Source organism: Halalkalibacter sp. APA_J-10(15), assembly GCF_023017105.1.
In the GTDB taxonomy this organism is placed as follows: Bacteria; Bacillota; Bacilli; order Bacillales; family Bacillaceae_D; genus Halalkalibacter.
Window position 1 is genome coordinate 1 of the sequence record NZ_JALKEV010000016.1, and the last position, 25,803, is coordinate 25,803.

Consider the following 25,803-nt stretch of genomic DNA (forward strand, 5'->3'; position numbering starts at 1 on the left):
GTGGTAAGATGGGAATAGCTCATGATAAACCTCCGTGTAAGGGTTGTGTGGTAACTTCATTTTACACGAAGATTCATGGGCTTTTTGTTTTTCTTTTTAGGTGTCGCACTTAATATTACAATTCGTCATACAAATAAAATAATCGGAACACCTGCCCATTTAGTACATATGTTATGGATGAATATTAATTGAGAGGACTGATATAAATGCAACATGATCACCAATATGGACATCAACCTACTCACCAGCCACAACATTATCACGGAATGGACCAAGAAGCACATAAGAAACAGATGTATGATACTTGTAATCAATACAATTTGTATTTCGTTCAAATCCAAACAACAGATGGGCAAATGTATGATGGGATTATTGATCAAGTAGATCCAGACGGAGTAACATTACTTATGCCTTATGGAGATATGGAAGGAAACGTAGGTTATGAGAGGCAATTTGGCTTTGGGTACGGTGGTTTCGGCCATGGGTTCGGTTTCCCAAGGAGATTTCATCGTTTTAGACGTTTCCGCTTCCCGTTTTTTGGAATCAGCCGCTTATTCTTTCCATTCTTTTACTAATAAATTAACGAAGGTTCCCCTTACATTTTTAGGGGAGCCCTCGTTATTCTGATACTTGATATGACGCCGGATATTAGATGATGATACTACGTTAACCTATTCCCTTGTTCTTAAAAAGAAAACATGTATCCAAGTAAAATTACTTGAGGTACTCATACATACCCTCAAAAATAAGAATCCTCTTGAATCAATCTTGTGATACACGTTTAATTTTCTTTATTCTCCTCGCGCTCTATTCGCTTGTTCAATCGCTGCATTGATTTGATCTACAACTGATTGGTATGCATCATCGACTGCTCCACCGTTATAAACAGTTTCTAGCGCCGTTTCTGTAATCCGACGTGCTTCCGGAATCATATCCATAATAGCTCCTTGAGTAGCATAATTAGACGTTGTCGCTTGTAGCTGATCGACAGTTACTTTTAATTGTGGCATTGTTTCATATGCCTCTAGGACAACCTCTTCGTCATAAGCTGCTGGGTTAATGGCAAAATATCCCGTTCCAACATGCCATTGTGCTTGAACTTCTGGTGTTTGTAGAAATTTCATAAAATCCCAAGCTGCCATTTGCTCAGCTTCTGGTTTACCATCTACCATCCAAAGGCTCGCCCCGCCAATAACAACGCCATTTCTTTCAGTATTTTCAGGGTAAGGTAAAAATGCGACGCCTACTTCAAACGGAGCATTTTCTACGACACTTTTCACACTTGCAGATGACTGTAAAAACATCGCAACATCACCTGACATAAATCCAGAAACCATATTATCACTATTTGTTCCATAGTTAGCGAAGGTATCGTCTTCTATCATACGTTCCACCCATTCAAAGACCGAATTCCCCTCTGCATCAGTAAAGCCAACCTCTGTCGGTGTACCGTTTCTTCCGTTATCATTGTTCATAAGCAAGGCACCTTGATTCGCTAGTAACTGTTCATATAACCAGCCATAAGCCTGTAAAGCAAAGCCCTTCATATCTGGATTGGATTCGACAATTTGACGTGAAGCCTCTTCTATTTCTTCATATGTTTCAGGTGGTGAATCAGGGTCAAGTCCAGCCGCTTCAAAGGCATCCTTGTTATAATACATAACAGGTGTTGAAGAGTTAAATGGCATCGAATAAAATTGATCGTCTATTTTATAGTAATTAATAATATTGTCTTCAAGGCTACTCATATCATAACCATCTGCATCAACTAACTCTTGAATCGGGGTGATATGTCCACTATGTACCATCGACATTGTACCAATTTCAAAAACCTGAATCATCGTTGGAGCACTGTCTGTTCCTGCAACACTATGAAATTTTGTTAATGCTTCATCATAAGAGCCCTGGTATTCTGCTTCAACAACCACATCATCTTGAGACTCATTATACATATCAACTAATCCATCAAGTGCTTCTTGTAATGCCCCACCCATTGCATGCCAAAACGTTACTGTAACAGGTCCATCAGTGCTTTGCTCTTCATCATTAGTTCCTTGATCTTGATCTGCATTTTCTACCTCATCTGTAGAATTATCCGGTTCATTTCCTTCTTCTCCAGTCACTTCATTGTTGTTACACGCGACTGTAACTAGCATGAAAGCAAGCAATACGATAAAAATAAATCCTTTTTTCATCATTATTTCTCCACTCCTCATTATCATTTTTTTTATTTATCATCAATGAATAACTCATTGGTTATTCAAGAATGCCTTATTTAAGTGCCCCTTCTGCTAACCCTCTTTGCAATTTTTTTTGTCCAAGAAATAGTAAAATTAATGTCGGTAATACAACAATGATTGCTCCAGCCATAATAATGCCCCATTCATTTAATTGCTCTTGCGACTGTAGCTGTTTTAAACCAATTTGTACGGTTCGGACAGAATCATTTGTCGTTGCTAATAATGGCCATAAGTACATATTCCAAGAAGATAAGAAACTATAAACGGATAACGTTAACAAGCTTGTGCGCGCAACAGGCAGAACGATTTTAATAAAAAATTTAAAATCACCCATACCGACAATTTCACTAGCTTCTTTTAATTCAATTGGAATTTGCTTAAAGTTTTGTCGTAATAGAAACGTTCCAAAGGCCATCGCAAAAAATGGTAGCGTCAAGCCCATATAGGAGTCTATGAAGCCTAGATCACGAATCGTATGAAAATTAGGAATAATGGAAGCTTCAAAGGGAACCATCATTGTCGCAATGAATATAAAAAATAGTACATCTCTTCCTTTGAAATGAAGAAACGTAAAAGCATATGCAGCTAAGCTAGCCAAAGTAAGCTGACCGATCATAATCAAAATCGAAACAACAAAGCTATTAATTAAATAATTCATAAGTGGAAACCGTTGAAAGACGTGAATGTAATTATCAAACGTAATCGATGTAGGAATGATTTTACCTGTCATAATATCTTGTCCTGACATAAAGCTCATACTAAAAGCCATTAAAGCAGGTGCAAAAATAAGAAAGGCTGAAATAATTAGTAAAATGTAGAGGATGACTTTTTGAGATGTGGGCATTCTCATTGATAATGAACCTTCCTTTCACCTAGTTTAAATTGAACAAATGTCAGAATTAGAATAATTGCAAATAAAATGAAAGCTTGTGCGCTTGCCATACCATATTGATAATTCATAAACGCATTTTGATATATGGAATAAACAATTAAATTCGTTTCATTTTGCGGTCCGCCTCGAGTTAATAAATCAATTTGGCCGAAAGTTTGAAAGGCGTTAATCAGTGTAACCGTTACAACGAAAAACAAAGTTGGTGATAGCATGGGCAGCGTAATGCGTCGCAGCTTATAAAAATAGCTTGCACCATCAATGTTCGCACTTTCATATAAATACGAATCAATTGATTGTAAGCCACCTAGTAGAATTAAAAACGTAAAGCCAACATTCATCCAAATCGTTGAAATCGAAACGGACATGAGTGCCCATTGAGGGTCTGTTAACCAACCAATTGCCTCAATACCAACTACACTTATCATTTGATTAAGCCAACCAATGGTAGGATGAAAGAGAAACAACCAAAAAACAGATGCTGCTGCAACTGATATTCCCATGGTTGACGAAAAAATGGTTCGGAAAATCCCAATCCCTTTTAGTTTTTCGTTCGCAATAATTGCTAAAAATAACCCTAAAAGCACTGTACCCGGAACGATATATAAGACGAACAGGAAAGTAGACATCAAGCTTTTCTGAAATATAGGAGAAGTGAAAATAGCTATAAAGTTATCAAGCCCAACAAATACAGTCGGACTTCCGCTATTATCTGTTAAAAAAAAGCTTAAATAGATCGTTCTCCCTAGTGGATAAAATAAAAACATTCCGAATAATACAATAGAAGGAAATAGAAATAGCATACCTTTAAAAAACTGCAGCCACTTACTTTTTCGTTTTGCTTTTTCAATGGATGCATCACCAATGATTGAATCTTGATTTACGATCACTTCATTCATATTGCTACGACCTCTTTTGTACCACCAACCGTCGCTGCTTTGACGAGCTGACCTGTTTTTTTATCAAAAAAGCATAATGAATCGATTGATAGCTGGATTGGAACCTTATCTCCCATTCCAATTCGCCATTGTCCAAGCCATTTGGCTGTCCATACCTCTTGTCCAATTTCAAAAGAGAGTAAGGTTTCATTCCCTAATTGTTCAACATTTATGACTTCAATTAAATGAGTGATTTGCTCATGATTACTATGAGCAATATGCTCTGCACGAATTCCGATCATGTATTCTCTGTCCCTCGATAAGCTAGTCATATTTATTGAATTAGTAGGAATCTTCAGCTCTCCTTCAACTAGCAAATTGGCACCACTTTCATCAAATAACGCTCTACCCATGTTCATCTTAGGAGAACCAATAAATGAGGCAACGAACGTATTGGCAGGTTCATTGTATAGTGTGATCGGCTCACCTAGCTGCTGAATATGACCATCATTCAATACCATAATTCGATCTCCCATTGTCATCGCTTCTACTTGATCATGAGTGACATATATCATCGTTAACCCTAGTTTTTTTTGTAAACGTCGAATTTCCATTCTCATATGAGATCGTAACTTTGCATCTAGATTAGACAAAGGCTCATCCATTAAACAAAGAGGAGCTTCACTCACAACGGAGCGAGCCAATGCTACCCGTTGTCGTTGACCACCTGACAATTCTTTCGGTTTTCGTTTTAAGAGTTCCGTTAATCCCATCATTTCAGCCGTTTCATGTAGGCGGCGCTTTTGTTCTTGTTTATGTACTTTTTTTGCATGGAGCCCGAACAATATGTTTTGTTCGACCGTTAAATGAGGATATAATGCATAATTTTGAAATACCATTGATAAATGACGATCTTTTGGAGGTAAATGATTGACGACTTTATTGTTTATTAAAAGCTTTCCATCCGTAATATCTTCCAAACCAGCTATCATTCGAAGTAACGTACTTTTTCCAGAGCCGGATGGGCCAACTAAGACAAAAAACTCACCCTTTTTAATCGATAAATAAATTTCTTTTAAAACATGAGATTGTTTGTCATATGATTTTGAAATATTTATTAACTCAACTTGATTCATGTAATCGCCTCCTCACTTGTATTAAAACATAGAAAATATCACTAAATAATTGAATTAACAGATTCTATACAAAATATATACAAAACATTAATTAATTTACAATTTATACAATCTATATTGTCATCCTGTTTTGTCTTGTCCACCTTTCGTGCAGTGGAATAAAAAAAGAGTAGAATCCATAGTGGACTCTACTCAAAATCAATCTATTATGCTTTTAATACATCATGGTCTACATAACGCTCACCATTTAGTTCACTAATGACGTTAATCGCTACCTTCGCACCATCACCAGCTGTAATAATGGTGTGTACACTTTGATCCGCAACAGTTCCAGCAGCCCAAAGACGTTCTTTATTCGTTCTACCTGAAGAATCAACATCGACAACGTTTTTAATACGAGGCTCAGATCCCTCTTTTGTGGTAATTCCACTCTTTTCAGCTAATTGCGCAATAGCTCCCGTTGCTAGAATCACATGCTTTGTTAAGTATGTACCATTTGCCGTTTCAAGCACATATTCATCAGCCTGTTCAGAAATTGATAGAACTTCCTCTTCCTTCAAGTCAGCACCAAATTTTGTTGCTTGCTCCTTTCCTAATTCTAGAAGTTTAGGACCTTCAATACCATCTACTCCATAATGATTCTCCACCCATGCTCTCGCTGTCATACTTTTACCATGATCTAACAATAATGTTTTCTTACCGGCCTTCGCTGCAAACAGAGCCGCGCTTGCACCAGCGGGACCTGCACCAATAATCGCAATCTCATAAGACATCTAATCACTCCTTTTAAAAAGTTATTTCTATTTTATCTAATGTTGGAGAAATAATAAAAAGATATGCTTATCTTTTAAAAATCAGCTTGGTGATAGCTTTCTAATCGATTAAATGTGACGATAGCGGCAATCAACAGGATCGCAATCAACATCACACTACTAAGACTAACTAACCATAAACTGGACGAAGACGTTTCATTTATAAGTAACATCGCTTCATTGCTTATATTTCCAGGGCTCCATGCCATATATTTCGGAAGCAATGTAGTTAATATACTAATTGTGCCTAATAGAATAACACTAACACCGGCAATTCCCCCAGCATGTTTCAATACTGTACTCACAAATGTCGTAGCGGCAATCACTAAAAGTATCCATATACTATACATAATCATACTAGAAATCATTGCTTGAAACGTGATGGTTGAAAATAATAGACTCGTATAATACCAACTCAGAGCATAACCGAAAAAGAGAGAAACAATTAGTAGAAACGCATGAGCGGCAAACTTACTCATAATATATTGAATTGAATAAACAGGTCTAGCCATAATCAATGTTAACGCACCACTTCTTCGTTCATGAGCGATCATTCCCATCGACGCTAAAATAAATAGAAGGGTTCCAATCGTGCTATATTGCGATAATACACCGCTTAATACTTCTTCGCCTGTAGGTGTTGGAAGTTCAATAACAGTGCCTTCTGGTAGATTTCCTGCCATTTCAAGAATTTGTGGCATAAAATAAGTCGTGATCGGTTGTGAAATTCCAAGGATAATCAATGTAATAGGTAGCCATATCCATTTTCCGTTTTTCATGCTTTCAACCATTTCTTTTTTAAACAATATCCAAAATGTTCTCATAGTTCCATCACCTTTAAATATGCGTCTTCTAACGATTCCTTCACTAATTCATAGTGCGTAACAACTGCCCCATTTTTCAAAAGAGCTGATAGGATCTGAGTCCCTTCTGTTTGGTGTTGAATATGAATGAAAGCTGTTGTGTCATCTACAATTCGATAATCGTTGATGGTGCTTAAATGATCTAGGTGTTGCGCTACATTCCTTTCTACTGTAAGTTTAAGATTGATTGAATGCTGCTCTTCCTGCAAATCATCTAATTTACCTTGCCACTTTAACTGTCCTTCTTTTAATATGAAAATATCATCACAAACCTGTTCAGCATCATGGAGAATATGTGTAGAAAAAAGAATCGTCATTTTCCCTTTTAATGATTGAATTAACTGTAAAACATCGCGACGGCCTTGTGGATCTAGTGCTGAAACAGGTTCATCTAAAATTAATAATTTTGGTTCATGAATGATTGCTTGAGCTAATCCAAGCCTCTGTCTCATCCCTCCTGAAAACCCTGCAATTTTCTTTTTTTTAGCAGATGTCAAACCAACAAAGTTTAACACTTCATCGATCTTAGCATGAAGTTCATTTTTGCGAATATGCGCTAATTGCCCTGACAATTGTAAAAACTCACTAGCAGTCATCCAGTTAAAGAAAGAAGGATGCTGAGGTAAGAATCCAATTTCTGAACGCATGTCTCCTTTAGATAAATGAGAGAAATTTATCCTACCTGACGTCGGTGTTAATAATCCTGCAAGCATTTGCAATGTCGTCGTTTTACCAGCTCCATTCGGACCGAGCACAGCCACACAAGAGCCTTTATTAATTGAGAAGGTTAATGGATGAACAGCAGTTTGTTCTTTATATTTCTTTGAGAGCTTCTTTACTTCAATAATCATCTACTCACTCCTTAGTTGTTTTTTCGACCGAGAATAAAATACAATATTGCTCCAATAGGATTCATGCATAATATAAGCAAAGCCCACATCCATTTAGGACCGTTGGTACCTTCTTGACGTATTAAACTAATCATTGCAATTATGAATAAAATCCCTTGTAGAACAAAAATCGGCACTAGTAGCATTAACAAATCTGAATCAATCGTATTCATCTTTATACACTCCTCTTATTTTGTTTTCGGTATTGTGGCCATCTAACAAATAGAAAATAAAACAACGTCGGCATAGGAAATTGAAGTAACCCCCAAATACCCCAAAACCATTTGTAGCTCCCTCTTTTTTGAGCATCTCTAAAAAGAAAGATGCTTTGAACGAGTAAAGTGACAGCTAACAACATGATGATCCTTATATCCCATTGAGTGTTCTCAATCATGAAGTCACCTTCTTTTTTCTTTTGTTTAGTAAGAAAAGAATAAGAGGTGCACCTACTAATGTTACACATTGTATGATTACAAATGCATGAAAGGACTGGAGAATAACGGCTATTGTAGCTATCATGATGAATACGGAAGAAACAAGAAATAAATAAAACTCTTTCTTCATTGCACGTTGTTTTTCTTTTTGAGCTTGCTGTATCTGTCGTTCTAAATAGGCTGCATCGACCCATTCATCTCCAATTTGATTAAGCTTCTCCCAATCTGCCTTTAACGACTGTACCAACTGGCGATGATCTTTATCCTGTTCACTCAATTCTATTCATCTCCTTTCGCACGTTTTTAATGCCATAATGGACCCTAGACTTAACAGTACCAGCTTTTACTTTTAACATTTCGCCAATTTCTTCATACGTATAGCCATAATAATAATGCAACAATATTGGCATTTTAATCGATGTTTCTAGTTGGTTGAACTCCGCAAAGTAATCACTCCATTCCATTTGTAGTTGATCACTTTTCCACTTTAATTGCCTCGACAGGATCACCTTCATTTGTTTCATTAAATTGATATCACGCTTTTCCTTCCTCTTTTTGTCAACGTACACACGTGAGGCAATTGAAATAAGCCAAGTCGAAAATTTACTATCTCCACGAAATGTATGTAAACGTAAATACGCTTTTAACATCGTATCCTGACTTATATCAGCACTAATTTGCTCATCTAATGTTAATTTAAGTAAATAATTAAACAAAAATGAATAATAACGTTTATATAACATCGAAAAGGCCTCTTCTTCTCCTTGCATTGCACGTTCAATGAGTATCCAATCATCTTCCTCCATTTAAAGCCTCCTTATTATGTGGACATTATTGTGACGTTTGGAGATATATAATCGTTCATTTAATCTAAAAAAATTAATAAAATTTTTTTAGAGCGTCGTCTTTAGTTGCTACAATTACTATTTTCAACCTGAAAAAAGGTGCTTGATAAGGTTAAATGTAACCTTATCAAGCACCTTTATCAAATACAGTTATTCATGGAAATTCGTTCCGTCTGTTGTTGCTTTAATCACACCTGTACGAACAACGAAATCACCAAAATGCTCGCCATCTTCTCTCTCTTTCGCATATCGTGTAAGCAGTTTCTTCAATTCAGATAAAATGTCTTCTTCACCAATATTTTCACGATATAGTTTACTTAAGCGACTCCCGTCATGGGCCGCACCTATATACATATTGTATTTACCTGGTGCTTTTCCGATGAACCCAATTTCAGCAAGTGTTGGCCTGGCACAGCTGTTAGGGCAGCCAGTCATTCTAATCGTAATTTCCTTATCACGTAAACCAGCCTCATCTACAATCACATCCACTTTATCAATAAGTGTTGGTAAATAGCGCTCCGCTTCAGCCATTGCAAGGCCACAGGTTGGTAACGATACACAGGCAAGTGAACTACGGCGTAATGCTGAATAAGGAGAACCATCCGTTAAACGATACTTTTCAATAATTTCAGTAATTTGCTTTTTCTTCTGACTCGTGACATTAGCAATGACAAGATTTTGATTAGCTGTTAACCTGAAATCACCTGTGTGGATTTCAGCAATCTCTCTTAATGCTGTCATAAGCTTATAATCATCCGTATCAACTATACGACCACCTTGTACAAATAAGGTGTAGTGCCATCTACGTTGCACACCTTTTTCCCAACCATAACGATCACCATTATGGTCAAAATGAAAGTCGCGCGCGTCCTCAAGCTTCCAACCGAGACGGTTTTCTAGCTCTTCGACGACATTCTCTAATCCTAAACGATCAACCGTATACTTAAACCGAGCATTTTTACGAACAGAACGGTTACCGTAATCGCGCTGTATCGTAATAATTTTCTCAGCGACATCTACCATTTGCTCTGGCTTACAAAAGCCAATAACCTTTCCAAGCTGAGGATAAGTGGCCGTGTCACCATGTGTCATACCCATACCGCCACCAATGGCTACATTAAATCCAACGAGTTTGTTGTTTTCAATAATCGCAATATAACCAATATCTTGAGAGAAAACATCAATATCATTAGATGGTGGAACGGCGATACCAATTTTAAATTTTCGCGGTAAGTATAATGGACCGTACATGGGTTCAACTTCCTCAACCTCAGGTGTACTTGCTACTTTCTCCTCATCTAACCAAAGCTCATGATAGGCTTTTGTACGTGGCAATAAATCATCACTTAGCTTTTTAGACCATTCGAATACTTCAGCATGAACAGCAGATTGATATGGGTTTGGATTACACATCACATTACGGTTTACATCGCCACAGGCTGCAATCGTATCAAGCATCGAAGCATGAATCTCTTGAATCGTTTTCTTCATGTTCCACTTTAAAATTCCATGCATTTGAAATGCTTGACGAGTCGTTAGCTTCAACGTGCTATTTCCATACTTTTGTGCTAATTCATCCATTACGAGCCATTGTTCAGGTGTCGATACTCCACCAGGTGTACGAACTCTAAGCATAAATTGATAAGCTGGTTCTAGTTTTTGTTTTTGCCTTTCATTACGTAAATCACGGTCATCTTGAAGATAACTTCCATGAAACTTCATAAGACGATTATCATCATCAGGAATTCCTGAAGTGATTTGATCTAGCATCGATTCCTCTAATGATCCACGTAGGTAATTACTTTCTTCTTTTATTCGTTCAACATCACTAGGTGAACCTTCAGGTGCTGTTAACTTTTGATTAGCCATGTTGCATTACTCCTTCCATTCTTAAATCAATAAACATCTCGTTGGTAACGTTTTTGTTGCTGCATTTCTGAAAGGTATTGTTCTGCTTGTTCACGGTTCATCTGTCCTTCATGTTCAATAATAGTGATCAACGTTTCGTGAACATCATGTGCCATATGCTTCTCATCACCACAAATGTAAATAACAGCACCTTCTTGAATCCATGAGTATAGCTCCTTACCTTGTTCACGCATACGATGCTGGACATACACCTTTTCATCAGAATCACGCGAAAAAGCAACATCCATCTTCGTTAAGACTCCATCCTTTAACCATTGTTGCCATTCCGTTTGATATAAGAAATCTGTCATGAAATGTTGATCACCAAAGAAGAGCCAAGACTTCCCTTCAGCTTCTGTTTCTTCACGCTCCTGCATGAATGCTCTAAATGGTGCAATTCCTGTTCCTGGACCAACCATAATAATCGGTGTATCTGAATGATCAGGAAGTTTGAAGTTAGGATTCTTTTGAATATAGACCGGAATCGTATCACCTGATTCTAGACGTTCAGCACAAAGAGTAGAGCAAACACCTTTGCGATTACGACCATGAGACTCGTAACGCACAGTTCCAATTGTTAAATGCACTTCTTCTTCATTTGCCGTATAACTACTTGCGATCGAATACAAGCGACCAGGCATTTTCCGGAGAATTGAAATAAACTCCTGAGCGGATACACCCCAAGGTCCAAAATCTTGAACTAAATCTAATACATCACGTCCGTTTATATACTCCTTTAATTCCGCTTCTTTTCCAGCAGAGAGTAGTTCACGTAAAGCATCATGATTAGATAGCTTTAATGCTTGCTCTAATAAAGGCTTAGTCAAAACAGTAATTTCGAAATGCTTCGTAAGTGCTTCTTTTAATGACAGGACATCACCTTGTTTGTTAACTGTCACTATTTCTTCTGAATCCCAGTTTAACTCGTTCAAAAGTAAATGAACTAACTCTGGATCGTTTTCAGGATAAATCCCTAACGCATCACCCGGTTCATATGTAAGACCTGAACCTTCTAATGATAATTCAAGATGGCGCGTCTCTTTATTTGAACCACGACCGTTCAAATTTAAATTTTCTAACACTTCTGCTTGAAACGGATTGGTTCGTGAGAATTCACTTTCAACAGATGAAGCTGTCGCTGTTTCTGCTAACACTTCTGTTGACTGTGTTACTCCTTCATTTAATCCATTAAGAACGCCTTCAATCCATTCTGCCGCAGGCTCATCAAAGTCTAAGTCACAGTCTACACGAGGATGTAAACGTGTACCTCCCAGCTCTTCTAATCGTTGATCGAATTCCTTGCCTGTTTGACAGAAAAATTCATATGAGCTATCGCCAAGTGATAAGACTGAGTAGCGAAGTGAGTCTAATTTAGGTGCGCGCTTCCCATGAAGAAACTCATGAAACGTTAATGCATTATCCGGTGGATCACCCTCACCATGAGTACTCACAAGAATGAGTAGGTTTTCAACCTTTTTTAAATTTTTTGGTTTAAAGTCACTCATAGAAAGAACCGTACAGTTAAAACCTTTTGTATCTAACATCTTTCCTGCTTGTTCAGCAAGACCTTGCGCATTGCCGGTTTGTGATCCAAATAAGATCGTTACATCCTTAGAAATCACTTGTTCCACGACTGGTGTAACATTAGTAGCTGTAGTATTTCCACTAGATTGATTTCCAGTTACTGAAGCAGCTTGTGTAGCTGCTAAATATCCTGTTAACCAAATTTTCTGTGATTCTGTTAATGTTGGTAAGAGCTTATTTAATTGCTCTACCTGTGCTTCATTAAACGGACTGTTCAAAACATGAAGTTGCAACAAATTCCACCTCACAATTAAATATAAACTAATCTTACTTGATTTTATGTAATAGGACTAGTTTTGACATAAAAATCATTCATTATTTCGGGTATAATTAAAAAATGATTACTATAATGATAGCTTCACTATTCCTATAAGTCAAGTTGGTTTTACTGCTAAATGCTTTATTTTTCACGTTTCATCATTTTTAAACAAAGGAGAAGTCCGCCTTATAAAAAGGTGGACTTCAATGCACATGGAATATAATTAAACTGGCCACTCTTCTAATGTATAGGCCATCTCCCAGAACATATATTCATACTTACTACTCGTAACAAAAATGTCCTCCATTCTTTTCTTCTCATCCTCAGAAGCTTTACTCGCCCAATCATCTAAGCGGTTAATTTGCTCTTGAACAAGATCTCCAAACCACTCATCACCATACGTATCAATCCATTTTTGATAAATGGCTACCCCCGGTTTAGCTCCCTTAAATTTCTCACCGATTTCCCAATAAAGCCAATAACACGGTAAAATAGCAGCAATCACATCTCCCAGTGTTCCTTTATAAGCCGATGCAAATAGGTGATTCGTATAGGCAACTGCCGTAGGTGCAGGGTTTTCAACAATTATGTGCCCTTCTTCTGATAACCCCAGCTCCTTCGCAAATCCTTCATGTAGCATATGCTCAGCATCAAAGGTCGACTTGGCATGAAACGCCATTCGACTCGTTGTGTAGAAGTCCATTGCTTTAGCAGCACCAATCGATTGAACCTGTGCAAATTTTGATAAATAATATGAATCTTGTTTCACATAATGCTTGAACGCTTCAAGAGATAAAGAACCATCAGCTACCCCTTTTACAAATGGATGTTCAAAGCTTGCATTCCAAATTGAATCAACCTGCTTTCTTAAATGTTCCGAAAATTTCATTAAAAGTCATCCCTTCCATTCCTCTTTTTGTAAAGATTGCATTAATTGTTTTTTTAACGATAAATACTCTTCTGTTACGATCATTTCTTTCGTTCTTGGTCTTGGTAGCTTTACGCTATATTCAACTAATACGTTTGTAGGTTTTGGAGCCATGACACAGATTCTATCTGATAAAAAAATAGCTTCATCAATACTATGTGTAATAAACAATACTGAACGTCGTAATTTGCTCCAAATTGATAGAAGCCATTCATGCATGTGTTCTCTTGTTAATGCGTCAAGCGCTCCGAAAGGCTCATCTAACAACAAAAGTTCTTTTTGATGGAGAAATGTCCTTAATAGGGCAGCGCGTTGTTTCATTCCACCTGAAAGAACATGCGGATAATAATGCTCATAGCCATCAAGTCCGAATAAAGGTAAGAGTTCAAACGCCTTTTTCTTAGATTCTGCTATATTCTGCTTACTAATTTCTGCTCCTAATAGAGCATTTTCTAATACTGTTTTCCACGGTAAAAGTAAATCTTTTTGCATCATATAACTTGCATGATTCCGTTGACCGACAATCGAATGGCCATTAAGAAGAATTTCACCAGCGCTTGGTATCTCTAAACCAGATATTAAATTGAATAATGTACTTTTTCCACATCCACTAGGTCCAATAAGGGAGACAAATTCCCCTTTTTCAATATAGAGATGCAAATCATTAATGACGTTAGTTTGATCAGAGAATGTATAGTGAATATTCGATAATTGTAAATGCATCATATCTCCTTTTCTAAGGAAGAAACTGATTCGTCATCGCTTCTTCAATTGGTACATCTACTTCAATCAATTCATTATCTAGCATCCATTCGGTATAAGTACTCCAAACATCTGTGCTTTGATACCCCCACTTCTCCGCCTCTCCTTGGTAACGTTCACTTAACCACTCCTGAGAAGCACGTATTAACTCAGCATCTGTTTCGGGAGTTGCCTCGATTAAGATGTCTGCCGCTTCATCGACATGATCAATGGCAAATTCATACCCACGACTGATGGCATGCATAAATTTCTCAACAAGCTCCGGCTGTTCTTCAACAACAGAATCACTACTAATAATAACTGGAGAATAATATGAAAAAACTGGATCGATATCCGTTAAATAAATCATGTTTATATCTTCACCACGTACCTCTGCCTCAACACCTGTCCACCCATAGAAAATCCATTGAAAATCAATTTCCCTTGATGTATTAACGAAGAAGTCAGACGTTCCCACCGTGACATTTTCAACTGTTGAAGAATCAGCATCTACTGTACTCATTACTTCTGATATCATCACATCTTCCTGTGGAGATCCCCAGCCACCATACGTCTTTCCTTCAAAATCAGAAGGAGAAGTGATATCTTTTTCAACTGGTGAAGCAAATCCCGACGTATGCTCTTGAATAATCGCAGCTAATGAGATAACCGGAATATCACTTGAGCGGGCTACCGTTACATTATCCTGTGAACTTATTCCAAAGTGAGCTTGACCAGAAGCGACGATTTGATCCGCTCCTTCTAACGCTGGTTCGATGATTGTAATGTCTAAGCCTTCTTCCTCGAAATACCCATTTGCTTTAGCCACATAAATACCAGTATGGTTCGTGTTAGGAACCCAGTCCAGTACAATTGTCGCTTCTAGTCGTTCATTTTTTTCCTCTATTGTCTCTCCCATTTGTTCATCTTTTTCATCTGTTGATTCTCCCAATTGTTCATTATCTGCTTCATTTAGTTCAGTCGAATCGTCATTGCTCACATCCTCTGAACCACATCCTATTAAAGCAAAGCTAGTCATAACACTCATGATGATGATTGATAAACCTTTTTTCAACTTTGTCCACTTCCTTTTTTCATATGCTTATATTTCCAAGGCATCGTCCATCTACTAATAAGGACGATGATTAAAAATAGGAAACAACTTAATAATGATATAATCACAATCGAAACAAACACTTTATCGGTTGCAAAAGAATTTTGAGCTCGAACTAAATAAATACCTAGACCTTTGCTTGCTCCGACCCACTCAGAGATTACTGCAGCTAACACACTGTAGGTTGCACCAATTTTCAAACCAGTAAATAAGTATGGGAGTGCATGTGGAAATCGAACATAACGCATTGTTTGCCAACGTGAGCTACCCATTGATTGTAATAACCTCATCATATCCCGATCACTCGATTGCAAGCCTTCGATCATGTTCACAACTACAGGAAAAAATGTTACTAAAGCGACGACTAACACCTTTGGTAGAATGCCATATCCAAACCAAATAATGAGTAAAGGTGCAATCGCTATAATCGGAATCGTTTGGGAAAAGAGAAGCAATGGATACACACTCTTTCGTAATATTGCTGATGCATCAAGTGATAAAGCAATGACCAATGCAACGATAATCCCCAAACTAAAACCAAGTAATGCTTCAATAGCAGTAATCCAAATATGTTCTGGCAATAATGTCCACGACTCACCAAATGCCAGAAAAATCTCAGATGGAGCTGGTAGAATATAAGGTTCTATGTCGGTGACCCGAACGATAAGCTCCCATATGAGTACAAACATAACGACAGTGACAATGGCTGGTAATCCAGCTTTTGTCGCACCCTTCAAATCTTTCATGAATACCCCCTCTTACTATATAAAACTACAACAACACCTTTCCGTAGAATTGATCTTCCTCTTCCCCGATTGGACTTCCAAGCAGCAAAAAACGTCTACATGCATGGAGGCATGTAGACGTTCATTTAATACACGTATACAAATTAGTCATACATCCCTCCGCTGGAATTACCCAGATCAGGTTAAAGGGTCGATGTCTTCAACGGGACATCCTCTCAGCCAACCTCATAGCTCCCCGAGTACTATTCAATTTCTAGTAAATGATACCACACTATCGATTATTAGCCAAATGATTTATTCAACTAACTCATTAACTCCGCAATCCACCATAAAAGTAAAACAACGACTAGAATAATAGGAAACACAAGAAAGTAAATCCATGACATATGTTTCATACTTTTTTTACTATCATATTCTTCATCATTAGCTGCTGTTAATTTTAAAGTGATGACAAGTGCAACGACACAAACGACAAATGAAAGCAAAACAGGAAATAGCATATGTGACTCCTTTAGAAACATTAAGTTCTCCACATTGTAACATGACAGTTTTATAAAAACGAACTTTAATAAAAATTACTATAATAATATTATGTAAACCCATTAAATAGTAGCTCAAAAACAGAGCTATTATTCATCCTTTACAAAGAAACATTCACTGCCTTTTTATTAATAAAATAAGTCCATTCCTTATAACCGATTTCTTTTAACCTTTTCCTGACTAGGTCAAAATCATCCGCTATTCGCTCAGGTGTATGAGCATCTGAACCAAAAGTAACTGGAACACTGTAAAATAATGCTCGTTCTAGAATTTCATTTGCTGGATACCATCCCCCAACATCCTTTGTTTTACCAGATGTATTTATTTCAATTGCGACCTGTTCTTCTCCTATTATTTTTAACGTTTTGTCAACAACCTCCGTTTTTAAGTCTGAAAATGGAGGATAATATCCTTTCATCGCATCAATATGCCCTAATATTTGAAAAAATCCACTTTTAGCTGATAAAGCAATTTGTTCATAATAGCTTTCTTTCACTTGAACTCGTTCTGATTGAGTTAATGAATCAAATCGACCACGTTGAAAAATATTTATGTCGTGAATAAAATGGACAGAGCCAATAATATAATCAAATGGATACAATTCGAATTGCTTATGGTAATGAATCATATGATCAATGAAGAAATCACTTTCAATCCCTAAAAGCACATGGATCCTACTTGCATACTTCTCTTTAAGCTGTAATACTTCCTCCACATAACTTTTAAATTCACTTTTCTTCATCGTAATCCCTGGATAGAGATGATCCTCCTCACTGTAGAAATGCGGAGTATGATCCGAGATACCAATATAATCTAAGTTTAATTGAATCGCTTGTCTAATATAATCTTCAATTGTACCGATTGCATGTCCACAACGTTCGTGATGAGTATGTAAATCAAATTTAATCGTCATCGTTTCACCCTTTACAATAAGTCCTTCAATCAAATCGAACTTATTTTACCATACTTCACTAAGTTATGGTGCTAATCTTTGCTACATACACTAAAAAGGATCGCTCTCTTTTTCGAACAAGCTGAAACTATGATTTTATAATTGACAATGGCAAATCTTTAAATCGTGTAAGCTGGTCATCCGATGTATTGTGATCTGTAATGATCATTTGAACACTTTCTAACGAACCGATGCGTGCAAATGCTTGAACACCGAATTTCGAATAATCAGCGAGCAAAAATGTTTCATCAGAAATTTCCATCATTTTTTTCTTAACAATAGCTTGAAGTTCATTTGAATCACTAATTCCTCTATCATGGTGAATACCTTGACAGGAAAGAAATGCTTTGTTGACATGATAATGTTCAAGAGAATCAGTTGATACTGGACCTACAAATGATAACGAGCGAGGCAGTAACGTACCGCCAAGAGAAATTACCGTTACTTTATCATGTTGTGCTAATTCCATAGTTACCTTAAGAGAATTTGTTACTACCGTTAAAGCCATATTAGGCAAGAGCTTTGCCATATACCAAGCAGTCGTACTTGCATCTAAAATAATTCGATCATGCTCATTGACATATTCAAGTGCAGCCTTGGCAACATTTGTTTTCTCTTTTACATTTCGAATTTCACGCTCAAAATAAGGAGCTTCTATTTGATTTGTCTTCATACTAATTGCTCCACCGTGACTTCTTCTTAGCTTCCCTTCATTTTCTAGCCGTTCCAAGTCACGTCGAATCGTTTCTTCTGTGACATTGAACAGTTGACTGAGCTCTGTTACTCGAATACTACCACGTTCGTTTACAAGTGCTGTTATCTTTTCGTGTCTTTCTGCTACAAGCATTTAGTCACCCCACACTAACCTTTGTTTATTTTTGTTTGTTTTTATTTTATCATGTTTGATTGGTTTATCATAGTGAATCTTGTTTATTTTATATGAAAGGCAATGTGTAATGAAAGGCTGCATCATAAAGGTTTAACTACTCAACATACGGGAATAGAATGAATGTGTTTTCTCCTTTCTATAAGTAAGAAAAACACAGGTTCCACATGAGATTAGAATAAAGCTGAATAAATGAAAGGAGAATGAAATGAACGATATAAAGGATCAAGCTAAAGAAGTTATTTTTGCCATATTACCAATAACGTTTGTCATCATCATTTTACAGTACACGATCATTTGGTTGCCCGCAGATGTTTTTATTCAATTTTTAATAAGTGTATTCATGGTAAGTTTAGGTCTTTTTCTGTTTTTACTCGGTGTACATATTGGATTGCTCCCTATAGGAGAAATGATCGGATCTACTTTACCAAAAACCAAAAAAATCAGCTTAATTCTATTTTTCGGCTTTTTACTAGGGTTTGTAGTTACCGTTGCTGAACCAGATGTTCGTGTATTATCAAGTCAAATTGATGACGTATCTGGTGGAGACATCTCACAAATGGTGCTTATCTATTCTGTAGCAATTGGCCTAGGCATTTTCGCTGCCTTGTCCTTATTACGAATGGTATACAATATCCCTTTAAAATGGTTATTACTAGGCGGTTATGCAGTTGTTTTTGTTCTAGCTGCATTTACACCTGAATCTTTTATTCCGATATCATTTGATGCAGGTGGTGTTACGACAGGACCGATGGCTGTACCTTTTATTTTAGCTTTAGGCGTGGGGGTAGCTTCTGTCATTCGTGGTAAAACTTCATCAAGTGATAGCTTTGGATTAGTCGCTCTTGCATCGATTGGTCCAATCATTGCTGTATTGATTTTAGGGGTGATTTACGGATGATGTCTCGAATATTCGCAGGCTTTGAAGAAACCATTTTTGAAGTAACGTTTGCCCTGATTCCACTACTTATTTTCTTTTTAGTTTTTCAGTTTATCTTTTTAAAACTAAATAAAAAAAAGTTGTTTCGTATATTTATTGGAATCGTATTATCATTTACGGGACTTACGTTGTTTTTGCAAGGAGTACATGTTGGTTTCTTTCCCGCTGGTGAGCTTATGGGGGAAAAGTTAGGCGAACTCAGCTACAATTGGGTTGTGATCCCCGTTGGTTTCTTATTAGGATTTGTAGCAACTTTTGCTGAACCTGCTGTGAGGATCCTTAATAATCAAGTAGAAAAAGTATCTAGTGGCTATATTTCAGAGAGAATGATGTTGTACACGTTGTCCATTGGTGTTGCATGCTCAATCGCTTTATCAATGTTTCGTATTTTAAGCGGCTTTCCCTTATGGTATGTCATTATACCAGGTTATCTACTTGTCATGATTTTAATGTTCTTCTCGTCAAATACGTTTATTGCGATTGCTTTTGATTCTGGTGGAGTCGCAACAGGTCCGATGACCGTCACATTTATACTAGCGATTGCCGTAGGCATCGCTTCAGTTATTGAAGGGCGCGACCCATTAATGGATGGGTTTGGTATGATTGCACTAGTGGCATTGGCTCCTATTTTATCTGTTCTTATATTAGGTTTAATTTTTGAAAGAAAGCGAGCTGAATCTAATTAAAATGGATCTTAACTTAAACTATTCACTTATTATAACAATTGTAAAAAAAGGTGACGCCAAGCATATTGTCAAGTCGACGAAAAAAGCAGGTGCTGATGGGGGAACGATTCTTTTAGGTCGTGGTGTAGGGATACATGAGAAAAAGCATTTTCTTGGTATACCTATTGAGCCCGAAAAAAATATTATTTTAACAGCTGTCCCCTCAAAAATGGTTCACAACGTCATTGAGCAAATAAATGTAGACTATTCCATCGACAAACCGGGAAAAGGCTTAGGAATCGTCTTACACATTAAATCTATTCTAGGTTTATGCCATGTTCAAAACATTGTAGACGAGAAGGAGAATGAGCAACCAATGTCAAAAGAAGCTATGCATTTTGAGTTAATTGTCACAATCGTCAATAAAGGTGACTCTGAAAAAGTCGTCAATGCAACAAAGAAAGCAGGCGCTGAAGGGGGTACAATTATTTCTGGACGTGGAACAGGTATACATGAAAGAGCCAAGTTGTTAAATTTATCCATTGAACCTGAAAAAGAGATTATACTAACATTAATTTCAAAAGAGAAAACGAAACAAGTACTAGCACAAATTGAAGAGGATGTACAAATTAATCAACCTGGCAAAGGAATTGGATTTATTTTAGACGTTGAACGAACAATTGGGATTCATCATCTTCAAGACGAATTAAATAAATAGAAAGAACAGTTTATCATTTCACATTAAATACAGAGGCTGGGACAAAAAGGTTTTAATCAATGAGAATCCGAACAACTGCATAGCTGCAAACAAACCTTTCTTAAAACGGAAAGCTGGTTGGCCTAATGCTATGCACTGTGGGTTCTTAGCTTTGCTTCTTAAGTCTACGTATATACTCTTTACTCGTTACGTTCATACATTGTTCAGTTTCTCAGCCAAACACTTTCGTTATGTCTCATCCTCATGCATGTGAAATATAATATAAAGGAGACATGAACATGATTGATGCACATATACATTTAGATCAATATGATTATTTAACTTTACCCGAAAAAATAGATCAATGGCAGCAAGCAGGAGTAAAGCAAGTAATAGCAGTATCTACAGATCTCCATTCTTCCTATAAAACCCTTGAATTACAGCTTCGTTTCCCGTATTTTGTCAATGCTTGTATTGGGTTTCATCCAGAGTTTTCTTATCCAACAAACCATGATTTAATAGAATTTAAACAGCTTCTCAAAGAAGAACGATCAAGAATTACTGCAATTGGTGAAATTGGTCTACCCCATTATGAGCCCCAGCAAGTTGACAAACTCCCCTTTTTCACAGAATTACTAGATGAATTGTTATTATATGCTTATCAATATGAACTTCCTGTTTCCTTACATGCCGTTCACGATAAAGCTGCAATCGTACTTTCTCTATTAAAGAAACATAAAATTAAACAAGCTCATTTTCATTGGTTCAAAGGACCTCAAGATGTATTAACTAACATCTTGAATGCCCAGTATTATATTTCCGTCACACCAGAGTTATGCTACCGTAAACGGGACCAGCCCCTGCTCCAAAACGTCCCACTTACTCAATTACTTATTGAAACAGATGGTCCGTGGCAATACAACGATTCATTTCAAAATCAAGAAACGACGCCTCTTATGTTAAAGAATGTTGTCCATAGTATAGAACAACAGGTACACGACACTAAATTAAACATTGCCGAGCAAATAGAATTTAATACAAAGCAATGCTACCTATTGTAAAGAAGTTAAACGTTTTGTAAAACATAAATGAGCGGCAGGATTATTTCCACTTTTCCCGAAAGAATATAGAGTCAACAATGAAGGAGAGTGAAATGAGTTGAAGCATAGAACAATGATTTTTGCACATAGAGGTTTTTCTGCAAGATATCCAGAAAATACGATGGTTGCATTTCAAGCAGCTTATGATAGTGGAGCCGACGGAATTGAGTTAGACGTACAATTAACAAAAGACCGCATTCCAGTCATTATTCATGATGAAACCATTAATCGAACAACAGATGGAGCTGGTTTTGTAAAGGATTTCACCTTTAATGAGCTAAGGAAATGGGACGCTGGAACCATCAAAAATAATCACGAACAGAAATGTTTAATCCCTTCGTTGGACGAATACTTCCAGTGGGTAAAGCAAACGGATTTGATAACCAATATTGAATTAAAAAATGGCATGATTTCATATGAAGGGCTTGAGGAAATTATCCTTGAAATGATTACTACATATGAATTAGAAGATCAAATCATTCTATCATCATTTAACCATTATAGCCTCGCAAAAATTGCGGAATTAAATCCTAATATTGAAACCGCCATTTTGTTTATGGAGGGCTTATATAAGCCATGGGATTATGCACGAACAGTCGGAGCACGTGGGTTACATTGCTTTTACCCTGTTGCTCAAAAGCCAATAATAGATCAAGCTGCTACAGAACAAATAGCCGTTAGACCTTTCACGGTAAATGAGGAAGAGGATTTAAAGCGACTTATCTTTTATCAATGCCCAGCCGTTATTACCGATCACGTTGATCAAGCTTTATTGATTCGACAAAAGTATGACGAACATTCTAAAATGAGTGAATTTGAGGAGAGAACGTAATGAATACTCAGAGTGCTCCTACCTTTTCCTATAAAAAAATTGCTGCTATCGGTAGTGGTTTTTTTGCCCTAACGATGATTTGGACTTTCTACAATGCTTATATGCCGTTAATTTTAGGTAATTTCATTGAATCAAGAGCGATTCGCGGGGCCATTATGGGACTAGATAATTTGCTTGCTGTCTTATTAATCCCTTTAATTGGTTCTTGGTCAGATCGGCTACAATCTCCACTTGGGAATAGATTACCGTTTATCATAGTAGGAATGCCTGTCGCAGCAATCTTTTTCATTCTCATCCCATACAGCGCTACCGTCACACTTTGGCTATTACTTATCATTGATATTATTTTTTTATTAGCAATGACGATATATAGAGCACCTGTAATTGCCCTTATGCCCGATCATACCCACCCTTCCAAACGGTCCACTGCTAATGGTGTTATCAATCTGATGGGAGGAATCGGAGCCATTATTGCATTGTTTGTACTATCTAACTTATTTGTCATAAATCGAGCCTTCCCATTTATTGTTGCCGGTATTTTTCTAATTTTATCATTTATCCTACTTTATTATATTGTCGATCGAAAACCAGCTTACTCTAACCGTTCAAACGATAGCTTAGAAGAAACACAAGCTTCATTATCCTTTACACATTCTTTACTCAAATTAAAAGAAAAACAATATCGTGGTCAGCTTCTCATTCTCATTGCCATTTTTCTTTACTTTATTGGTTATTCAGGTATGGAAGCACAATTCACTGTTTATGCTGTCGAATATTTACAGCTAGATGAAAATGTTGCAGGAATGACACTTGGATTTTTTAGTCTCTCATTTGTATTGTTTGCTATCCCGGCCGGTATTCTCGGCTCTAAACTAGGAAAAGCCCCTACGATGTTTATTGGACTTATTGCGTTACCTTTACTCTTTATTCTTATTCCATTACTTCCTCTGTTTGTTAGCGATAATAGTAGTCATTCATTAATACTCATACTCCAAGCTGTCCTATTTTTAAGTGGAATTGCCTGGGCTTTCATTAATGTTCAAGCATACCCATTAGTTGCTGACTTAGGAGGTGTCCATCGCATCGGCTTTTTTACTGGGTTATACTACTTATTTTCTATGGCCTCTTCTATTATTGCACCAGGTTTGCTAGGTCTTTTCATGGATTTAATTGGACACTCCAGTTTATTCTATTGTGCAGCATTTACTTTCATCATCGCTTTCTATTTCTTAAGGAAAGGACACATCATTATTTCATCACAACACGATAATCAACCGATGGCCAACACCGATTTACAAGGATAAAAAAGCTAGCCTTAAAGTTCTTCTCTTTAAGGCTAGCTATTATCGCTTATTGTTGCTTCTCAATAATGTCTTGAGCACGTTCTGTTGTCGCAGTAATTAATGACGCAATCTCCTCATTATCTTGCTTTAATGTTTCGATTGTTGCTGTTAGCTCCTCTAAACTAGCTGACGTTTCATATATAATTTTAGCTAATGAACGTGTTGAAGAATCCACGTTTGTTGATTGTTCTTTTACTGTATCCGATAACGTATCAAACTCATCAAACTGCTGTACTAATTGTTGAATCGTACTCGTAATACCATCAAAGTTATTTTTCACAGTATGTGTTGACTGTAAAATCGTCTCAAACTGACTACTACTCAGCGATAGCTTATCAACCGTTAATCGATTTTGATCATTCACCTCATGTAAATTACTAGTAATTTTCTCCGTTGTCTGATGTGTAATATGAGCTAATTTCTTAATTTCATTCGCAACAACCGAGAAGCCTTTTCCAGCTTCTCCCGCTCTAGCTGCTTCAATGGAAGCATTTAAAGCTAGTAAATTAGTCTGCTCAGTTATTTCGCGAATATCGCTCGTAAAAGTTGTCGTTTCCTCAATTTTCTCAGTTAATATTTGAAAGGTCTGATTTAACTGACCAACAAACGTTTGTAACTCATTCATTGAAGATTGTAATCCAAGAATTAGCTTTTGACCTTCGTTCGCTTGGTCTGCTGTTGAATTCGTTTCACCTTTTAATTCCGTCGATTTTTCATTTAATTGATTCATCATTGTCAATATTTCCTGCGCATTCATTGATATTCCAATAACTTGTTCGCTTTGCGTTTGACTCCCTACAGCAATTTGGTTAATAGCTGTAGCCATTTCACTTTGTGATTCATTATTTGTTCTCAGCTTCTCATTAGCCTCCTTAACATTGCTCGTAATATCCTTTAGATCCGTTACGAGCAACTCTTTTTGAGATGATTCTTTACGGCTGGCCTCTTCTTCCTTCGTAAGCATTTCTTGTAATGTCAAAGATTGTTGATGATTAATTCGAATCATTCCATAGAGTACTAATCCCATTAGTATATAAATTAATAGGACAAAAGGTTGTAAAGAAGCATATATTTCATGTTGAGATTCCCCTATTGAAAATTCAATAAGAATCATCGCAAAACCTAGAACTAATCCAAAGATAAAAATCCGATGACGATAGTGGAAAGCAGAAAATAGTAAATAGAAAAAAGCGATGAATATAATTCCAAATCCCCCACCCCAAAAAAGCGAATATGATATCGTATATCCAGCAACAATGAGTATAAAGCTATATGGAAAAACAGCTGCTTTTTTAAATATGTATGAAACGACGAGAAAGGCTATTAATAATAAGAGCGCTTGACTTAAATAATAGATTCCTTTTCCCGTTTCTCCTTGCACAAAGGATAAAATAGCACCTGCTAAAATACTAATGGAAAAAATAATAAGCATCATTTTGTTCTTCACTTTGAAATCACGATTGATCATCTCTTGTACACGATTCATCTCTATTCTCCTTTGCGACTGGTATATGTGTATTAAATCATGCTACTATTTTACCACTCATTAATCTATTTGTCTTTTTTTTAAAAGATGTGGAT

Annotated in this window: 28 protein-coding genes and 1 riboswitch; of the genes, 7 read left to right on the forward strand and 21 right to left on the reverse strand. The window is 36.8% G+C overall.

Translation table 11 applies throughout. The features are described 5' to 3' along the window. Positions 1-206 precede the first annotated feature (206 nt). The gene (locus tag MW695_RS17045; protein WP_247106658.1) at positions 207-575 is read left to right on the forward strand and encodes a hypothetical protein; all 369 of its coding nucleotides are present in this window, start codon (positions 207-209) and stop codon (positions 573-575) included. A 216-nt stretch (positions 576-791) separates the two neighbouring features. Here MW695_RS17045 and MW695_RS17050 read toward each other — a convergent pair whose 3' ends face one another. From MW695_RS17050 to MW695_RS17145, 20 genes are all read right to left on the reverse strand, one after another. Next, entirely contained in the window at positions 792-2,195 is a 1,404-nt protein-coding gene (locus MW695_RS17050) for an ABC transporter substrate-binding protein (protein WP_247106771.1), read from the reverse strand. 76 nt (positions 2,196-2,271) lie between these two features. After that, the gene (locus MW695_RS17055) at positions 2,272-3,084 is read right to left on the reverse strand and encodes a carbohydrate ABC transporter permease (protein ID WP_483299869.1); all 813 of its coding nucleotides are present in this window, start codon (positions 3,082-3,084) and stop codon (positions 2,272-2,274) included. 2 nt (positions 3,085-3,086) lie between these two features. After that, on the reverse strand, positions 3,087-4,028 hold the full coding sequence (locus MW695_RS17060) for a carbohydrate ABC transporter permease (protein ID WP_247106660.1): 942 nt from the start codon (positions 4,026-4,028) through the stop codon (positions 3,087-3,089). Further along, complete coding sequence (locus MW695_RS17065) at positions 4,025-5,143, reverse strand: ABC transporter ATP-binding protein (protein WP_247106661.1); 1,119 nt, start codon at positions 5,141-5,143, stop codon at positions 4,025-4,027. Before MW695_RS17065 ends, MW695_RS17060 begins: the two co-directional genes overlap by 4 nt. 206 nt (positions 5,144-5,349) lie before the next feature. Then, positions 5,350-5,916, reverse strand: a complete 567-nt coding sequence (locus MW695_RS17070) for an FAD-dependent oxidoreductase (protein WP_247106662.1) — start codon at positions 5,914-5,916, stop codon at positions 5,350-5,352. 74 nt (positions 5,917-5,990) lie between these two features. Further along, a complete protein-coding gene (locus tag MW695_RS17075) occupies positions 5,991-6,779 on the reverse strand; it encodes an ABC transporter permease (protein WP_247106663.1) in 789 nt (262 codons plus the stop codon). Continuing rightward, positions 6,776-7,669, reverse strand: a complete 894-nt coding sequence (locus MW695_RS17080; protein WP_247106664.1) for an ABC transporter ATP-binding protein — start codon at positions 7,667-7,669, stop codon at positions 6,776-6,778. The genes MW695_RS17075 and MW695_RS17080 overlap by 4 nt, the downstream gene beginning before the upstream one ends. An 11-nt stretch (positions 7,670-7,680) precedes the next feature. Further along, positions 7,681-7,881 carry a PLD nuclease N-terminal domain-containing protein gene (locus tag MW695_RS17085; protein WP_247106665.1) on the reverse strand — a complete coding sequence of 67 codons (201 nt, stop codon included), beginning with the start codon at positions 7,879-7,881 and terminating at the stop codon, positions 7,681-7,683. Positions 7,882-7,883: 2 nt separating this feature from the next. Continuing rightward, positions 7,884-8,102, reverse strand: a complete 219-nt coding sequence (locus MW695_RS17090; RefSeq protein ID WP_247106666.1) for a transcriptional regulator — start codon at positions 8,100-8,102, stop codon at positions 7,884-7,886. Further along, entirely contained in the window at positions 8,099-8,419 is a 321-nt protein-coding gene (locus tag MW695_RS17095; protein ID WP_247106667.1) for a DUF5345 family protein, read from the reverse strand. Before MW695_RS17095 ends, MW695_RS17090 begins: the two co-directional genes overlap by 4 nt. Continuing rightward, positions 8,412-8,948, reverse strand: a complete 537-nt coding sequence (sigY, locus tag MW695_RS17100) for an RNA polymerase sigma factor SigY (RefSeq protein ID WP_247106668.1) — start codon at positions 8,946-8,948, stop codon at positions 8,412-8,414. The genes MW695_RS17095 and sigY overlap by 8 nt, the downstream gene beginning before the upstream one ends. 189 nt (positions 8,949-9,137) lie before the next feature. Beyond that, positions 9,138-10,856 (reverse strand): assimilatory sulfite reductase (NADPH) hemoprotein subunit, encoded by a 1,719-nt coding sequence (gene cysI / locus MW695_RS17105; RefSeq protein WP_247106669.1) that lies wholly within the window; start codon positions 10,854-10,856, stop codon positions 9,138-9,140. 26 nt (positions 10,857-10,882) lie between these two features. Then, a complete protein-coding gene (locus MW695_RS17110) occupies positions 10,883-12,712 on the reverse strand; it encodes an assimilatory sulfite reductase (NADPH) flavoprotein subunit (RefSeq protein WP_247106670.1) in 1,830 nt (609 codons plus the stop codon). A gap of 249 nt (positions 12,713-12,961) precedes the next feature. Next, a complete protein-coding gene (tenA, locus tag MW695_RS17115) occupies positions 12,962-13,627 on the reverse strand; it encodes a thiaminase II (RefSeq protein ID WP_247106671.1) in 666 nt (221 codons plus the stop codon). A 6-nt stretch (positions 13,628-13,633) separates the two neighbouring features. Continuing rightward, a complete protein-coding gene (locus MW695_RS17120) occupies positions 13,634-14,389 on the reverse strand; it encodes an ABC transporter ATP-binding protein (RefSeq protein WP_247106672.1) in 756 nt (251 codons plus the stop codon). Positions 14,390-14,402: 13 nt separating this feature from the next. Continuing rightward, positions 14,403-15,482, reverse strand: a complete 1,080-nt coding sequence (locus MW695_RS17125) for an ABC transporter substrate-binding protein (protein ID WP_247106673.1) — start codon at positions 15,480-15,482, stop codon at positions 14,403-14,405. Next, a complete protein-coding gene (locus MW695_RS17130; protein WP_247106674.1) occupies positions 15,479-16,267 on the reverse strand; it encodes an ABC transporter permease in 789 nt (262 codons plus the stop codon). Before MW695_RS17130 ends, MW695_RS17125 begins: the two co-directional genes overlap by 4 nt. 137 nt (positions 16,268-16,404) lie before the next feature. Beyond that, a riboswitch (TPP riboswitch) is annotated at positions 16,405-16,515 on the reverse strand. A 54-nt stretch (positions 16,516-16,569) separates the two neighbouring features. Next, positions 16,570-16,767 carry a BshB3 potential contributor to bacillithiol synthesis gene (locus tag MW695_RS17135; RefSeq protein WP_247106675.1) on the reverse strand — a complete coding sequence of 66 codons (198 nt, stop codon included), beginning with the start codon at positions 16,765-16,767 and terminating at the stop codon, positions 16,570-16,572. 140 nt (positions 16,768-16,907) lie between these two features. Then, complete coding sequence (locus tag MW695_RS17140; protein ID WP_247106772.1) at positions 16,908-17,714, reverse strand: histidinol-phosphatase; 807 nt, start codon at positions 17,712-17,714, stop codon at positions 16,908-16,910. 133 nt (positions 17,715-17,847) lie between these two features. Then, entirely contained in the window at positions 17,848-18,606 is a 759-nt protein-coding gene (locus MW695_RS17145) for a DeoR/GlpR family DNA-binding transcription regulator (RefSeq protein WP_247106676.1), read from the reverse strand. Between the two features lie 247 nt (positions 18,607-18,853). Here MW695_RS17145 and MW695_RS17150 point away from each other — a divergent pair, with 247 nt between their 5' ends. From MW695_RS17150 to MW695_RS17175, 6 genes are all read left to right on the forward strand, one after another. Continuing rightward, positions 18,854-19,546, forward strand: coding sequence for a DUF1538 domain-containing protein (locus MW695_RS17150; protein ID WP_247106677.1), 693 nt, complete (start codon positions 18,854-18,856; stop codon positions 19,544-19,546). Further along, positions 19,543-20,271 (forward strand): DUF1538 domain-containing protein, encoded by a 729-nt coding sequence (locus tag MW695_RS17155; RefSeq protein ID WP_247106678.1) that lies wholly within the window; start codon positions 19,543-19,545, stop codon positions 20,269-20,271. The genes MW695_RS17150 and MW695_RS17155 overlap by 4 nt, the downstream gene beginning before the upstream one ends. A gap of 1 nt (position 20,272) precedes the next feature. Further along, positions 20,273-20,968: a P-II family nitrogen regulator gene (locus tag MW695_RS17160; protein WP_247106679.1), complete on the forward strand. Its 696-nt coding sequence runs from the start codon at positions 20,273-20,275 to the stop codon at positions 20,966-20,968. A 278-nt stretch (positions 20,969-21,246) separates the two neighbouring features. After that, positions 21,247-22,008: a TatD family hydrolase gene (locus MW695_RS17165; protein WP_247106680.1), complete on the forward strand. Its 762-nt coding sequence runs from the start codon at positions 21,247-21,249 to the stop codon at positions 22,006-22,008. 97 nt (positions 22,009-22,105) lie between these two features. Further along, on the forward strand, positions 22,106-22,879 hold the full coding sequence (locus tag MW695_RS17170; protein WP_247106681.1) for a glycerophosphodiester phosphodiesterase: 774 nt from the start codon (positions 22,106-22,108) through the stop codon (positions 22,877-22,879). Then, positions 22,879-24,183 (forward strand): MFS transporter, encoded by a 1,305-nt coding sequence (locus MW695_RS17175; RefSeq protein WP_247106682.1) that lies wholly within the window; start codon positions 22,879-22,881, stop codon positions 24,181-24,183. The genes MW695_RS17170 and MW695_RS17175 overlap by 1 nt, the downstream gene beginning before the upstream one ends. A gap of 46 nt (positions 24,184-24,229) precedes the next feature. On the opposite strand, the gene MW695_RS17180 is transcribed toward MW695_RS17175, so the two are convergent. Then, positions 24,230-25,708, reverse strand: coding sequence for a methyl-accepting chemotaxis protein (locus MW695_RS17180; RefSeq protein WP_247106683.1), 1,479 nt, complete (start codon positions 25,706-25,708; stop codon positions 24,230-24,232). Positions 25,709-25,803 lie beyond the last annotated feature (95 nt).